This is a genomic window from Aeromicrobium massiliense JC14 (assembly GCF_000312105.1).
Classification (GTDB): Bacteria; Actinomycetota; Actinomycetes; order Propionibacteriales; family Nocardioidaceae; genus Aeromicrobium; species Aeromicrobium massiliense.
Window position 1 is genome coordinate 603,204 of sequence record NZ_HE978637.1, and the last position, 14,389, is coordinate 617,592.

The following is a 14,389-nucleotide window of genomic DNA, read 5'->3' on the forward strand; positions in this document are numbered from 1 at the left end:
GGAGCAGTGCCCGGACCCCGCGTGAACAAGGTGGCCGACCGCATCAAGGTCGTCGTCGCCGAGATGCTGGAGCGCCGCATCAAGGACCCCCGCCTCGGCTTCGTGACCGTCACGGACGTCCGGCTGACCGGCGACGCCCAGCACGCGTCGGTGTTCTACACCGTCATGGGCGACCAGAAGGCGATCGACGGCACCGCGCAGGCGCTGGAGAGCGCCAAGGGCGTCATCCGCTCGGAGGTCGGCAAGCAGCTCGGCGTGCGGCACACGCCGTCGCTGGAGTTCCACCTCGACGCCGTGCCCGAGAACGCCAAGGCGATCGAGGAGCTGCTCGAGCGGGCGCGCCAGCGTGACGCCGAGGTGGCGGCGCGGGCCGCCGGGGCCGACTTCGCCGGCGACCCCGACCCGTACAAGAAGAAGGACGACGCGGACGACGAGGACGCGTGAGCGAGCCCCTCGCCGGCATCGTCGTCGTCGACAAGCCGGCCGGGTGGACGTCCCACGACGTCGTGGGACGCACCCGGCGGCTTGCCGGCACCCGCAAGGTCGGTCACGCCGGCACGCTGGACCCGATGGCGACCGGCGTGCTGGTGCTCGGCATCAACCGCGCCACCCGGCTGCTGGGTCACCTCATGACGACCGAGAAGGAGTACCTGGCCACGATCCGGCTCGGCCAGGCGACGATCACCGACGATGCCGAGGGCGAGGTGACGTCCACGACGCCGGCGGGCGACGTGGACGCGGCCGCGGTCGAGGCGGCGCTCGCGCCGCTGCGCGGCGAGATCATGCAGGTGCCCTCGTCGGTGTCGGCGATCAAGGTCGACGGCCAGCGTTCCTACGCCCGCGTCCGCGGGGGCGAGGACGTCCAGCTGGCCGCGCGCCCGGTCACGGTCTCCACGCTGGAGGTCACCGACCTGCGGCACGACGGCGACGTCACCGACGTCGACGTGCGGGTCGTCTGCTCCAGCGGCACCTACGTGCGTGCCCTCGCCCGCGACGCCGGCACCGCGCTGGGCGTCGGGGGACACCTGACGATGCTGCGGCGCACCCGGGTCGGCGGCTTCACGCTCGACCAGTCCCGCAGGCTCGAGCAGCTCGAGGAGTCGTTCGACGTCGTAGGCATGGACGACGTGGCGCGCCGCTCGTTCACGACCTGGACGGCCGACGAGCGCAGTGCGGCGGACGTCCGGTTTGGTCGCCGGCTCACCGCCACCGACCTGGGTGGCGACGGCGGCCCCGTGGCGGTGCTCGACCCCGACGGGCACTTCCTCGCGCTGTACGAGCAGGCGGGCGGCACGGCGCGTCCGGTGGCCGTGTTCGTCTGAGCCCCTAGGGTGATCGCCATGGCAGACCGCATGCGCCCGGGCCGGATCCTGCGACGCGCGCTCCTGACGCTGCTCGCCGCCCAGGCCACGGTCGTGGCCGCGCTCATGGGCACGACGAAGGTCCGCAAGATCCTGCGCGGCGACCACGCGGCCGAGTTCCCTGTCACCCCGCCGGTCCCGCTGCCGCTCGACGAGAACGTCGCCACGGTCTACACGTACGGCGAGGACCTGTTCGAGGACATGATCGCGGCGATCGAGAACGCCCAGCACCGCGTCCTGTTCGAGACCTACATCATCAAGGCCGACGCGACGGGCCGGCGGTTCAAGGCCGCGCTCGAGGCGGCGGCTGACCGCGGCGTCGAGGTGCGCGTCGTCTACGACGCGTTCGCCAACCTGGTGGTGCCGCCGAGCTTCCTGCGCTTCCGCCCGCCCGTGCAGGTGCTGCGCTACCCGGTCTTCGGGCCGGGCTGGCGTGTCTTCGACTTCCGCCGCTACGGCCGCGACCACCGCAAGATCCTCGTGGTGGACGACGTGGTCGGCTACGTCGGCGGCTACAACATCGGCTCGCTGTACGCCACGGAGTGGCGCGACACCCACGTGCGCATCACCGGCCCCGCCGTGTGGGACCTGGACAACGCGTTCGTCGACTTCTGGAACCTGCGCAGTCCCGACCGCATCGTCCGCGAGTCCGGCGCGTCGTGCTGGGGCGCGCACGTGCGGGCCCATCGCAACGTCCCGCGCGTGCTGCACTTCCCGATCCGGGGCATGTACCTGGAGGCCATCGACCGGGCCAGCGACCACGTCCACATCACCGCGGCGTACTTCATCCCCGACCACGACATCCTCCGTGGCCTGCTCGAGGCGGCCCGCCGCGGCGTGGACGTGCGCATCCTCGTGCCCGAGGTGTCCAACCACGTGCTGGCCGACTGGCTCTCGCGCGGGTTCTACTCCTCGCTGCTGGACGGCGGCGTGCGGATCTTCCTGTACCAGGACGCCATGGTGCACGCGAAGACCGCCACGATCGACGGCATCTGGTCGACCGTCGGCACGGCCAACATCGACCGGCTGAGCCTCACCGGCAACTACGAGATCAACCTCGAGATCCTCGACGCGGGGTTCGCCGGGCACCTGGAGACGGTGTTCGCCAACGACGTCGCCCACGCGCGCGAGCTCACCCGCGACGAGTGGTCGCGCCGCCCGTACATCGCCAAGGGCTGCGAGCTGCTGCTCGCCCCGCTGCGCCCGTTCCTCTGAGCGCGTCCTGCCGCGTCGGCGGCGGGTGGCTACAGTGTCCGGCGTGGCGATCTGGGCTGAGGTGGACGGAGCGACGGGCGTGCCGCGCACGCACGCGTGCGTGGTGACGATCGGCAACTTCGACGGCGTCCACCGCGGGCACCGGCTGGTGCTGGAGCACACCCGCGAGGACGCGCACCGACGCGGCATCGCCACGGTGGCCGTGACGTTCCACCCGCACCCGCTCGAGGTCATCGCCCCGGCCCACGCCCCCAAGCGGCTCACCTCGATCGAGCGCCGCATCGAGCTGCTGCGCGAGGCCGGCGCCGACGAGGTCTACGTGCTCGACTTCGACCGCGAGATGGCGTCGTGGAGCCCCGAGGAGTTCGTCACGCGCGTGGTCGTCGACCAGCTGCACGCCGCCAACGTCGTCGTCGGCGACAACTTCCGCTTCGGCCACAAGGCCCAGGGCGACGTGGCCTACCTGCGCGAGGCCGGGGAGCGGCTCGGCTTCGCCGTCGACGACCGCAGCCTGCTCGGCGACGGCGAGGCGTTCTCGTCCACCCGCGTGCGCGAGCTGGTGGCCGAGCGCCGTCTGGACGAGGCCGCCGAGGTGCTGGGCCGCCCGGTCGAGGTGACCGGCACGATCGTCGGCGGCGACCGCCGCGGGCGCGAGCTCGGCTTCCCGACCGCGAACGTGCCCGTCGACGAGGCCTACGCGGTGCCGCCGGACGGCGTGTACGCGGGCTGGCTCGTGCGGGCGTCGGGGGAGCGGCTGCCCGCCGCGATCTCGGTTGGCTCGAACCCCACGTTCGACGGCACCGAGCGCCGGGTCGAGTCGTACGTGCTCGACCGCGACGACCTCGACCTGTACGGCGAGCACGTGCGGGTCGAGCTGGTCGCCCCCGTGCGCGAGATGGAGCGCTTCGACGGGGTCGAGGCCCTGGTGGCGCGGATGCACGACGACGTCGCGCGCACCCGCGCCCTCCTGGCGCTCTAGGCGTCCTGGTCGACCGCGTCGGCGACGGCGTCGGCGACCGCTTCCATGCCCTCGGCGTTCGGGTGCAGCGTGATGCCGTCGCCGAGCGGGGCGGTGAGCCCGTTGGTCCACGGGTCCTCGCTGCACGCGTGATGGTCCTCGGACGCCGCGGTCATCGACACGTAGGTGACGCCGGCAGCCTGGGCCGCCTTGGCCAGCGCCGCGTCGATCTGCTTCTCGCCCTGGGCGACGCCGGACGTGTCGACGCCGCTGCCGCCGAGCAGCTCGCAGCTCTGGCCGTTGGCGGTCACGCGCAGGTAGCCGACCAGCAGCACCTCCGCGTCGGGCGCCTTCTCCTTGACCGCGTCCAGCACGGTGGTGACGCGCGTGGTCGTGGCGGCCAGCACCTTCGGCAGCTTGGTGCGCAGGTAGGCGCCGCAGGCGTCGCCGGGGGCGACGCACACGCTGGCCAGGCTGCTGAACAGCCCGTCGTCGTTGCCGCCGATGCCGACCGTCACCAGGGAGGTGCTCTCGTCGACGGCGTCGAGCTGGGCCGGCACGGGCTCGGTGCTGCCCGGGATCGGCACGGCCTGCAGGATGTTGTCCGACGTCGCGCCGCCGCAGCTGACGTCGGTGAAGGACGCGACGTCGAGCTCCTCGGCGAGCACGCTGGGGTAGTTGCGCGTCGACCGGCCGCACTGGCCGGAGTCGCCGTCGACCGGGTTGATCGAGGGTCCTGCGGTGTACGAGTCGCCCAGGGCGACGTAGCGCAGCGCGTCGGCGTCGGCGGACGCGGCGGACTGCTCGTCGGGGGCGTCGTCGTCGCCTCCGGAGCAGGCGGGCAGGACGAGCAGGGCGGCCGCGCACAGGGCGGCGCTGGTTCGGGATCGCAGACGCATGGGTCGCAGCGTAGGCGATGGGATTACCGCCGGGGATCACCGCGCTGGTAGGCTTGGGACGCCGTCAGAACGGCCACGGACAGAGAGTGCCCCGGTGAACCGGCCCGGGCGCGCCGTGCAACGAGACCCACAGGAGTCACATGTCGAAGAAGACTGCCGCCCCCACCGTCGTGGACATGTCCAAGGCGGACATCATCAAGGAGTACGCGACCGCGGAGGGCGACACCGGCTCCCCGGAGGTCCAGATCGCTCTGCTCACCGGTCGCATCGCGCACCTGACCGAGCACCTCAAGGAGCACAAGCACGACCACCACAGCCGTCGTGGCCTGCTGCTGCTCGTCGGTCAGCGTCGTCGCCTGCTCAACTACCTGCAGAACAACGACATCGAGCGCTACCGCTCGCTGATCGAGCGTCTCGGCCTGCGTCGCTGACGTGACAGGAGGCGGTCACCCCTCGGGTGGCCGCCTCTGCTGCACCTCCCACAACTGAACAAGCGCCAACACCACCGGACGAGGCCGCCAGGCACGACGAGCCCGGTCCTCGGTAGTGGCTCTCGGGACGCCGTCCCGCGGGCCTCGATCGAAGATCGGCACCACCAGCGCCGGCCGGCGTCCTCGTCCCGACGAGCGGGCATCGTGCCCGCGGAAGGGACTTCCATGTCCGAACCCACCGTCCACTCGGTCGAGACGACCATCGACAACGGCCGCTTCGGCACGCGCACCGTGCGCTTCGAGACCGGCCTCCTGGCCCGCCAGGCCGGCGGCGCCGTGTCCGCCTTCCTCGACGACGACACCATGCTGCTGTCGACGACCACCGCCAGCAAGCAGCCGAAGGATCACTTCGACTTCTTCCCGCTGACGGTCGACGTCGAGGAGCGCATGTACGCCGCGGGTCGCATCCCCGGCTCGTTCTTCCGTCGCGAGGGCCGTCCCAGCGAGGACGCCATCCTGACCTGCCGCCTGATCGACCGCCCGCTGCGCCCGACCTTCAAGAAGGGCCTGCGCAACGAGGTCCAGGTCGTCATCACGGTCATGGCCCTGAACCCCGACACGCCGTACGACGTCCTGGCGATCAACGCCGCGTCGGCGTCCACGCAGATCTCCGGCCTGCCGTTCTCGGGCCCGATCGGTGCCACGCGCATCGCGCTCATCGACGGCCAGTGGGTCGCGTTCCCCACCCACGCCCAGCTCGAGGACGCCGTCTTCGACATGGTCATCGCCGGCCGTGTCGCCGGTGACGACGTCGCCGTGATGATGGTCGAGGCCGAGTCCACCGAGAAGACCTGGGAGCTCGTCCAGGTCGGCGTCCAGGCGCCCACCGAGGAGGTCGTCGCCGAGGGCATGGAGGCGGCCAAGGCCGTCATCAAGCAGATGTGCGAGGCCCAGGCCGAGCTCGCCGCGTCCGCGGCCAAGCCGGTCCAGGACTTCCCGGTCTTCCTCGACTACGAGGACGACGCCTACGACGCGGTCAAGGAGATCGCGTCGGAGTCGATGAAGCAGGCGCTGACCATCGTCAGCAAGGCCGACCGCGAGGCCCGCGAGGCCGAGATCAAGGCCGACGTCGTCGACCAGCTCGGCGAGCGCTTCGCCGGCCGCGAGAAGGAGCTCGGCGCCGCGCTGCGCTCGCTGACCAAGGCCCTGGTGCGCGAGCGCGTCCTGCGCGACAAGGTGCGCATCGACGGTCGTGGCCTGGCCGACATCCGCGAGCTGTCGGCCGAGGTCGGCGTCATCCCGCGCGTCCACGGCTCGGCCCTGTTCCAGCGCGGCGAGACCCAGATCCTGGGCGTCACCACGCTGAACATGCTCGACCTGGAGCAGAAGCTCGACACGCTCTCGCCCGAGAAGACGCGTCGCTACATGCACAACTACAACTTCCCGCCGTTCTCCACCGGTGAGACCGGACGCGTGGGCTCGCCCAAGCGTCGCGAGATCGGCCACGGCGCGCTGGCCGGCCGGGCGCTCATGCCCGTCCTGCCCCCGCGCGAGGAGTTCCCCTACGCGATCCGTCAGGTCTCGGAGGCGCTGAGCTCGAACGGCTCGACGTCGATGGGCTCGGTCTGCGCCTCGACCCTCGGCCTGCTCAACGCCGGTGTGCCGCTGCGTGCGCCGGTCGCGGGCATCGCCATGGGCCTGATCTCGGGCGAGGTCGACGGCCAGACCCAGTACGTCACGCTGACCGACATCCTCGGCGCCGAGGACGCGTACGGCGACATGGACTTCAAGGTCGCCGGCACCCGGGAGTTCGTCACCGCGCTGCAGCTCGACACCAAGCTCGACGGCATCCCCGCCGACGTGCTGGGCGGCGCGCTGAAGCAGGCCCGCGAGGCCCGCTTCACGATCCTGGACGTCATGGCCGAGGCCATCGACGAGCCGGACGAGATGAGCCCCTTCGCCCCGCGGATCATCAGCATCAAGATCCCGGTCGACAAGATCGGCGAGGTCATCGGCCCGAAGGGCAAGATGATCAACCAGATCCAGGACGACACGGGCGCGAAGATCTCGCTCGAGGACGACGGCACCGTCTACATCGGCGCCGACAACGGCGACGCGGCCGACGCCGCCCGCGCGGCGATCAACGCGATCGCCAACCCGACGATGCCCGAGGTCGGCGAGCGCTACCTCGGCACCGTCGTCAAGACGGTCGACTTCGGCGCGTTCATCTCGCTGCTCCCGGGCAAGGACGGCCTGCTGCACATCAGCAAGCTGCGCGAGCTCAACGGCGGCCAGCGCGTGAACAACGTCGAGGACGTCCTGTCGGTCGGCCAGAAGATCCAGGTCGAGATCGCCGAGCTCGGCGACCGCGGCAAGCTGTCGCTGATCCCCGTGGTCGAGGGCAAGGCGGAGGCCTCCGAGGAGGCCCCCGCCGAGGAGCCGGCCACCGAGGCCTGATCCGCCACTCCTGACGCGCCGGCGTCCGGGCCACGTGCCCGGGCGTCGGCGCTGTCGTTCCCGAAACCGCCCCAGCGCCGGCGCGGTCGGCCAGGATGACGGCAGGTCCCCGAGAGCCGGGCCGGAGGGGGAGCTGTGGGAGCCGTCGGAGTCGTCCGAGCAGCGTTGGCGGTCGCCGTGTCCCTGGGCGTGGTGGCGTGCTCCGACGGCGGCTGGGAGCCGTCGGACGCGGTGACGCTCGAGGAGGCGTCGGCACCCGGCTACACCGAGGACGTCGTGGCGGCGGTGCTGGTGGCCCAGGCCCCGGACAAGTTCCAGGACACGGACGACGGCGCGATCGTGCTCGTGGCCTCGGACGGGAGCACCCGCGTCGTGGAGGCCGAGGGCGTCGGGAACGAGGGCGACCTGGCCATGAACGCCCACGGGCACGTCGCGTGGGCGGGGGTCTCCGGACTCCGGGTCGTGGCCGGGGAGCGAAGCGTGACCGGGCCGCCGTCGGAGCTGAGCATGGGGGCCGCAGTCGTGCCCGACGCGCAGGGCCGCTTCCACTGGCTCGACGGCGTGACCCGCTGGGTCACCCCGACCGGCGTGTCCGGCCGCCGCGCCTACCTGCTGGAGCTGGGCGCCGCCGACGGACCGGACGGCTCGCTGCTCGCGACGAAGCTCGGCTCCGGCACCGAACCGAGCCGGGTGGCCACCTGGGACCTCCGCCGGCACCACCGGAGCAGTCCGGCGCCGGAGTCCTGCGGGACCAGCGACCCGTTCGACCAGGGTGGCCGGCTGTGGTTCCTCGATCAGTGGTGCGACGGCGGCGCGACCGACCAGGTCCTGGCCCTGGCCTCCGTCGACCCGGTCCGCGGGACCTATCGCGCCGCGCCCCTGCGCGGCTACGGGATGCACGGTCACCGTTCGACGTCGGATGGAGGGCCCAGCCCGCTGGCCGACGCCGCCGAGCGCGGACACCTGCACGACGGGCGCCTGTACACCGTCGACCACCGCGGGGTCCTGGTCGCGGCCGACCTGCGGCGCGGACGACTGACCGATGTGGGGCGGCTGAGCGAGCGAGCACGCCGGGCCCGGGACGTCCGCGTCGCGTGGGCCGCTGGGCGGATGTCCGTGCTGGTCGTGGACGGGCGGGGCGACGACGCGGTGCTGGAGACGTACGACCTGGCGCACGGGACGCTGGAGCGGACCCTGGCGGTGCGGAAGCTGGCTGGGCTCGTGCCCGGCGACGGCTCACGTGTGGTGACGGGGTTCGCCGTCCGGTAGGGCTGTCGTCCCGAGCGGTCCGGTCCTCAGCGCTCGCGCCGCTGAGGTTCGTCGACCGGGTGCCCCTGACCCTCGGACCCGGGCAGGATCGGTCGCGGACGCGCCCGTTTGGGAACGCTCCCAAAAAGCCCTTGACGCTCGATGTGACGCGGGTCATACTCGTGGGAACGCTCCCACAGAGGGCCGTCCGGGCCGGCGGGGCAGTCAAGGAGGCATGACGTGAAGACCACACGACAGCTCGTCGGCGCCGCTGTGCTGACGCTCGTGACGGCTGCGGTCGCGGCCGGTTGCGGTGGCTCGAGCGGCGACGGCGACGACGTCACGCTCCGGGTGAACCTGTTCGGCAAGTTCGGCTACGAGAAGGCCTACGAGCAGTTCGAGAAGGACCACCCCGGCGTCAAGATCGTCGAGACCGCCGAGGGCGACCTGGGCAAGTACAACACCAAGCTCAGCCAGCAGATCGCCGCCAACGGCTCGGCCGGCGACGTGGTGGCGATCGAGGAGGGGCAGACGGTCTCGTTCCTGGCCGCCGCCGACAAGTTCGTCAACCTGCAGGACGCCGCCGGCGACACGAAGGACCAGTGGCTGCCCTGGGTGTGGGACAAGGCCACGACGGCCGACGGCAAGACCACGATCGGTCTCGGCACGGACGTCGGCGGCCTGGCCATGTGCTACCGCCGTGACCTGTTCGAGAAGGCGGGCCTCCCGACCGATCGCGCCGAGCTGGCCAAGATGTGGACCACCTGGGACGACTTCATCGAGGTCGGCAAGCAGTTCCAGTCCGGCATCAAGGACGACAAGGTCCACTTCATCGACGCCGCCACCAACAACTACAACTCGATCCTCATGCAGAGCGGCGACTACACCTACTTCGACCGCGACGACGAGCTCGTCGTGGAGGAGAACCCGGCCGTCAAGTCGTCGTGGGACACCGCGATGAAGATGATCGACGCCGACCTGAGCGCCAAGCTGGTCGCGTTCTCGGACGAGTGGAACGCCGGCTTCAAGAACGGCTCGTTCGCCACCGTGACGTGCCCGGCCTGGATGACGGCCTACATCACCGAGCAGGCGGGCGACGCGGGCAAGGGCCTGTGGGACATCGCCACCGTGCCCGGTGGTGGCGGCAACTGGGGCGGCTCGTGGCTGGGCGTGCCCAAGACCAGCAAGCACCAGAAGCTGGCCACCGAGCTCGTCGAGTACCTGAGCGGCGAGGAGGGCCAGATGATGGCCTACGAGTCGGCCGGACGCCTGCCGTCCCTGCCCGCGCTGTACGACGACCCGGCGCTGACCGAGGACACCAACGAGTACTTCAGCGACGCCCCCACCGGTCAGCTCTTCGTGGCCGGCGCGAGCAGCCTGCAGCCGGTGTACCTGGGCACCAAGAACGTCCCGGTGCGTGACGCGGTGGAGAACGCGATGCGCAGCGTGGAGAACGGCCAGCGATCGGCGAGCAAGGGCTGGTCGACCGCGGTCTCGGACGCCGAGAAGGCGGCCCGCTGATGTCGGACGTGCGCCGCGCCGATCGTGCCACCGCGGCACGGCGCACGTCCGCCACCGGCCCCGTGGTGCCCGCACCGACCCTCCAGGCGGTGCGGGCCCCACGCGGTTGGCGGAAGCGTGGCGGGGGCGGACGGCGGGGGACCGAGGCGCGTGTGGCGCCCTACCTGTTCGTCTCGCCGTTCTTCCTGATCTTCGCCGTCTTCGGCCTCTTCCCGCTGCTGTACACGGCCTGGGTGTCGATGCACGACTGGAGCCTGCTGTCGGGCAACGAGGGCTTCGTGGGCCTGGGTAACTACCGCGACCTGGCCACCGACTCGCAGTTCTGGCGGGCGCTGGTCAACACGATGGGCATCTTCGTCATCGCGACGATCCCGCAGCTGGTCCTGGCCACGCTGCTGGCCCAGGCGCTCAACCACGGGCTGCGGGCCCGGACGTTCTGGCGGATGAGCGTGCTCGTCCCCAACGTCACGTCGGTCGCGGCGGTCGGCATCATCTTCTCGCTGATCTTCGCCCGCGACTTCGGCATCGTGAACTGGATGCTGGACTCCGTCGGCATCGGCGCGATCGACTGGCAGGCGCACCGCTGGTCGTCCTGGCTGGCCATCTCGGTGATGGTCGACTGGCGCTGGACCGGCTACAACGCGCTCATCCTGCTCGCCGCCCTGCAGTCGGTGCCCAAGGAGCTGTACGAGGCCGCCCGCATCGACGGAGCCTCGGCCTGGCGGCAGTTCTGGAGCATCACCGTGCCGATGCTGCGTCCCACGCTCGTCTTCGTGACGATCGTGGCCACCATCGGCGGCGTCCAGTTGTTCACCGAGCCGCTGCTGTTCGGCTCCGGCGTCAACGCCATCGCCGGTGGCACCACCGGCCAGTACCAGACCGTCGCGATGTACCTGGTGCAGGAGGCCTTCACCGGCCAGCGCTTCGGCTACGCGGCGACGATCGCGTGGGTGCTGTTCCTGCTCATCGGCCTGGTGTCGGCCATCAACCTCCTGCTCCTGCGACGCATCCGATCGGCGGACTGACCATGCGACGTGCCCCAGTCACCCTCTACGTGGCGCTGGCCCTCACCGGGCTGCTCTCCATCGCGCCGCTGTACTTCATGCTGGTCATGGCCTCGCGCACGACCAGCGAGATCCTCAGCCTGCCGCCGCCGCTCATCCCCGGCGGGGAGCTGTTCGGCAACATCGAGCGGGTCTTCGCCAACGAGGACGTCATCTTCGGCCAGGCGCTGCTCAACAGCCTGATCGTCGCCGGCGTGACCACGGTGTCGGTGGTCGTGTGCTCGTCGCTGGCCGGCTTCGCGTTCGCGAAGCTGCAGTTCCGCGGCCGCAGCGCGCTGCTGCTGGTCGTCGTCGGCACGATGATGATCCCCGTGCAGCTGGGCCTGGTGCCGCTGTACATGCTCATGAACAAGCTCGGCCTCAACGGCCAGCTGTCGTCGGTGATCCTGCCGTTCCTGGTCACCGGGTTCGGCGTGTTCATGATGCGCCAGTACGCCAGCCAGGCGATCCCGGACGAGCTGATCGAGGCCGCGCGGCTGGACGGGGCGTCCACGTGGCGCATCTTCCGCAGCATCGTCTTCCCGGTGCTGCGACCGGCGGCCGCCGTCCTGGGCCTGCTGACGTTCATGGAGCGCTGGAACGACTTCCTGTGGCCCTACCTCGCGCTCGACGCCGAGCACCCCACCGTCCAGGTCGCGCTCTCGCGGCTGTCCGGCGGCTACTACACCGACCAGGCGCTGGTGATGGCCGGGACCCTCATGGGCACCCTGCCGCTCGTCGTGGTCTTCATCCTGTTCGGCCGCCAGATCATCGGCGGCATCATGGAAGGCGGTCTCAAGGCATGACGCTCGACCTGGCGGCACTGCGCCACGACTTCACCTGGGGCGTCGCGACGTCCTCGTACCAGATCGAGGGAGCCGTGGACGTCGACGGCCGCACCCCGTCGATCTGGGACGCCTTCTGCGCCACGCCCGGGCGCGTCCGTGACGGCGACACCGGCGAGCCCGGCTGCGACCACTACCGCCGCTGGGAGGACGACGTGGAGCTCATGACCGGGCTCGGCGTTGACGCCTACCGGCTCTCGCTGTCGTGGCCGCGGCTGCAGCCCGGCGGCAAGGGCCCGGCGAACCAGCTCGGCGTCGACTTCTACGACCGCCTGGTCGACCGGCTGCTGGAGCGCGGCATCACCCCGTGGATCACGCTGTACCACTGGGACCTGCCGCTGGAGCTCGAGCAGGGCGGTGGCTGGCCGGTGCGCGAAACCGCCGAGCGGTTCGCCGACATGACGACGCTGGCGGCGGAGGCGCTGGGGGACCGGGTCAAGCACTGGATCACGCTGAACGAGCCGTGGTGCTCGGCGTTCCTGGGCTACGGCAGCGGCGTGCACGCCCCGGGTCGCACCGACCCGGCCGACGCGCTGGCCGCCTCGCACCACCTGATGCTCGGCCACGGGATGGCCGTCGACCGGCTCCGGGCTGCTGTGCCGGACGCGCAGGTCGGCGTCACCGTCAACCTGTACCCGGTGAGCCCGGTCGACGACTCCGGCCGCCATGACGACGCCGTCCGGCGCGTCGACGGGCTCATGAACCGCTGGTTCCTCGACCCGATGCTGCGGGGGAGCTACCCGGCCGACGTGCTCGAGGACGTCCGCAGCGTCACCGACGCCTCGTTCGTGCAGGACGGCGACCTGGAGACCATGTCGCCGGCGCTGGACTTCCTCGGCGTCAACTACTACACGCGGCACGTGGTGGGGTCGACCCCGTGGCCGTCGGCCTCGTTCGCCCAGTTCCACAGCCGCGACGTGCCCAAGACGGCGCTCGGCTGGGACGTCGACCCGGCCGGCCTCACCGAGGTGCTGGAGCGGCTGCACCGCGAGTACCCGCGGCTGCCGCTGTACATCACCGAGAACGGGGCGGCGTTCGACGACGTCCTGGAGGGCGACGCCGTGCACGACGAGCGGCGCGTCGCCTTCCTGCGCGACCACCTGGGTGCCGTGACCGACGCGTGCCGGACCGGCGCCGACGTGCGCGGGTACTTCGCCTGGTCGCTCATGGACAACTTCGAGTGGGCCGAGGGGTACGCCTCGCGGTTCGGCATCGTCCACGTCGACTACGACACCCAGGAGCGGACGCTCAAGGACAGCGCGCACTGGTACAAAGACCTCATGAACGCCCACCGCGGACAGGCCGGCCGGTCCGGAGTCCCGCACGACGGGAGCCGCGCCGGGTGAGCGCCATGGGGCCGCCGACGCTGGAGCAGGTCGCCGCGCGGGCGGGAGTCGGACGCGGCACGGCGTCGCGCGTCATCAACGGCTCCTCCCAGGTGTCGCCGCGCACCCGGGAGGCGGTGCTGCAGGCCGTCGCCGACCTCGGCTACGTGCCCAACCAGGCGGCCCGCGCGCTGGTCACCCGGCGCACCGGCATGGTGGCCCTGGTCATCGCTGAGTCCGAGGAGCGGATCTTCGGCGAGCCGTTCTTCGCCGGCGTGGTGCGCGGCATCTCCGCCGAGCTGGCCGACGCCTCGCGCCAGCTGGTCCTGTCCCTCGTGCAGTCCGAGGAGCAGGCCGAGCGCCTGCATGGCTTCCTGTCGCCGGCTCACGTAGACGGCGTGCTGGCGCTGTCGATCCACGACGACGGCGCGCTGCCGGTCGACCTCAGCGCCCGCGGCATCCCGACCGTGCTCGGCGGCCGCTCCGAGCGCTGGCCCGAGGCGTCGTACGTCGACGTCGACAACCGGGCCGGCGCCCGCACCGCCGTGCAGCACCTGCTGCGACGCGGACGTCGCACGATCGCCACCGTCACCGGCCCGCAGGGCATGACCGCCGGACGTGACCGGCGCGACGGCTACGGCGACGCCCTGCGCGACGCCGGTCTCGCCGCCGACCCGGCGCTGGTGGCCGAGGGCGACTTCAGCGAGGCGTCCGGCCACGCCGCGACGCGGGCGCTGCTCGAGCGCTGCCCCGGACTGGACGCCGTCTTCGCGGCCAGCGACCTCATGGCGCTGGGCGCGATCCGCGCGCTGCGCGAGGCCGGCCGCTCCGTGCCCGGTGACGTCGCCGTGGTCGGCTTCGACGGCATCCCGCGGGGGGCCGCCCACGAGCCGCCGTTGACCACCGTCGTCCAGCCGCTCGACCGGCTCGGCCGCGAGATGGCGCGCATGGTGCTGCGCCACGTCGACGGCGCGCCCACGGGCCCCGAGCAGCTCGTGCTGCCGGTCGAGCTCACCGTCGGCGGCACCTCCTGAGCGACGCCCGGCCCGGCGACGGGGGAGCGCGTCGTTAGGCTGCTGGGGTGAT

Annotated in this window: 13 protein-coding genes; 12 read left to right on the plus strand and 1 reads right to left on the minus strand. The window is 71.6% G+C overall.

The features are described 5' to 3' along the window. The first annotated feature begins 6 nt into the window (after nt 1-6). Genes rbfA through HGAM_RS10230 form a run of 4 tightly spaced genes read left to right on the plus strand, consistent with a single transcriptional unit; the run spans nt 7 to nt 3,555 of the window. Nucleotides 7-444, plus strand: a complete 438-nt coding sequence (gene rbfA, locus HGAM_RS10215; protein WP_019145390.1) for a 30S ribosome-binding factor RbfA — start codon at nt 7-9, stop codon at nt 442-444. Continuing rightward, nucleotides 441-1,322 (plus strand): tRNA pseudouridine(55) synthase TruB, encoded by an 882-nt coding sequence (gene truB, locus HGAM_RS10220; protein ID WP_019145391.1) that lies wholly within the window; start codon nt 441-443, stop codon nt 1,320-1,322. The genes rbfA and truB overlap by 4 nt, the downstream gene beginning before the upstream one ends. A gap of 18 nt (nt 1,323-1,340) precedes the next feature. Beyond that, nucleotides 1,341-2,576: a phospholipase D-like domain-containing protein gene (locus HGAM_RS10225; protein ID WP_019145392.1), complete on the plus strand. Its 1,236-nt coding sequence runs from the start codon at nt 1,341-1,343 to the stop codon at nt 2,574-2,576. Nucleotides 2,577-2,619: 43 nt separating this feature from the next. After that, nucleotides 2,620-3,555 (plus strand): bifunctional riboflavin kinase/FAD synthetase, encoded by a 936-nt coding sequence (locus HGAM_RS10230; protein ID WP_019145393.1) that lies wholly within the window; start codon nt 2,620-2,622, stop codon nt 3,553-3,555. Here HGAM_RS10230 and HGAM_RS18770 read toward each other — a convergent pair. Then, nucleotides 3,552-4,433, minus strand: a complete 882-nt coding sequence (locus HGAM_RS18770) for an SGNH/GDSL hydrolase family protein (RefSeq protein ID WP_019145394.1) — start codon at nt 4,431-4,433, stop codon at nt 3,552-3,554. The two genes, HGAM_RS10230 and HGAM_RS18770, sit on opposite strands and share 4 nt — an antisense overlap. A gap of 176 nt (nt 4,434-4,609) precedes the next feature. Here HGAM_RS18770 and rpsO point away from each other — a divergent pair, with 176 nt between their 5' ends. The 8 genes from rpsO (at nt 4,610) to HGAM_RS18780 (ending at nt 14,337) form a co-directional block, all read left to right on the plus strand. Further along, nucleotides 4,610-4,864 (plus strand): 30S ribosomal protein S15, encoded by a 255-nt coding sequence (rpsO, locus tag HGAM_RS10240; RefSeq protein WP_131402585.1) that lies wholly within the window; start codon nt 4,610-4,612, stop codon nt 4,862-4,864. 225 nt (nt 4,865-5,089) lie between these two features. Further along, entirely contained in the window at nt 5,090-7,321 is a 2,232-nt protein-coding gene (locus HGAM_RS10245; RefSeq protein WP_019145396.1) for a polyribonucleotide nucleotidyltransferase, read from the plus strand. 177 nt (nt 7,322-7,498) lie between these two features. After that, entirely contained in the window at nt 7,499-8,590 is a 1,092-nt protein-coding gene (locus tag HGAM_RS10250) for a hypothetical protein (protein WP_147543651.1), read from the plus strand. 219 nt (nt 8,591-8,809) lie between these two features. Continuing rightward, on the plus strand, nt 8,810-10,090 hold the full coding sequence (locus HGAM_RS10255) for an ABC transporter substrate-binding protein (RefSeq protein WP_019145398.1): 1,281 nt from the start codon (nt 8,810-8,812) through the stop codon (nt 10,088-10,090). 152 nt (nt 10,091-10,242) lie between these two features. Next, nucleotides 10,243-11,115, plus strand: coding sequence for a carbohydrate ABC transporter permease (locus HGAM_RS18775; RefSeq protein ID WP_019145399.1), 873 nt, complete (start codon nt 10,243-10,245; stop codon nt 11,113-11,115). 2 nt (nt 11,116-11,117) lie between these two features. Continuing rightward, nucleotides 11,118-11,939 (plus strand): carbohydrate ABC transporter permease, encoded by an 822-nt coding sequence (locus HGAM_RS10265; RefSeq protein ID WP_038951727.1) that lies wholly within the window; start codon nt 11,118-11,120, stop codon nt 11,937-11,939. Continuing rightward, entirely contained in the window at nt 11,936-13,324 is a 1,389-nt protein-coding gene (locus HGAM_RS10270; protein ID WP_019145401.1) for a GH1 family beta-glucosidase, read from the plus strand. The genes HGAM_RS10265 and HGAM_RS10270 overlap by 4 nt, the downstream gene beginning before the upstream one ends. Nucleotides 13,325-13,329: 5 nt before the next feature. Continuing rightward, complete coding sequence (locus tag HGAM_RS18780) at nt 13,330-14,337, plus strand: LacI family DNA-binding transcriptional regulator (RefSeq protein WP_049798310.1); 1,008 nt, start codon at nt 13,330-13,332, stop codon at nt 14,335-14,337. Nucleotides 14,338-14,389 lie beyond the last annotated feature (52 nt).

Excerpts from the sequence above, each read along its gene's own strand:
- HGAM_RS10225 (WP_019145392.1), top strand. The coding sequence starts at position 1,341 with ATGGCAGACCGCATGCGCCCGGGCCGGATCCTGCGACGCGCGCTCCTG.
- HGAM_RS10245 (WP_019145396.1), top strand. The coding sequence starts at position 5,090 with ATGTCCGAACCCACCGTCCACTCGGTCGAGACGACCATCGACAACGGC.
- rpsO (WP_131402585.1), top strand. The coding sequence starts at position 4,610 with ATGTCCAAGGCGGACATCATCAAGGAGTACGCGACCGCGGAGGGCGAC.
- HGAM_RS10270 (WP_019145401.1), top strand. The coding sequence starts at position 11,936 with ATGACGCTCGACCTGGCGGCACTGCGCCACGACTTCACCTGGGGCGTC.
- HGAM_RS18780 (WP_049798310.1), top strand. The coding sequence starts at position 13,330 with ATGGGGCCGCCGACGCTGGAGCAGGTCGCCGCGCGGGCGGGAGTCGGA.
- HGAM_RS18770 (WP_019145394.1), bottom strand. The coding sequence starts at position 4,433 with ATGCGTCTGCGATCCCGAACCAGCGCCGCCCTGTGCGCGGCCGCCCTG.
- HGAM_RS10265 (WP_038951727.1), top strand. The coding sequence starts at position 11,118 with ATGCGACGTGCCCCAGTCACCCTCTACGTGGCGCTGGCCCTCACCGGG.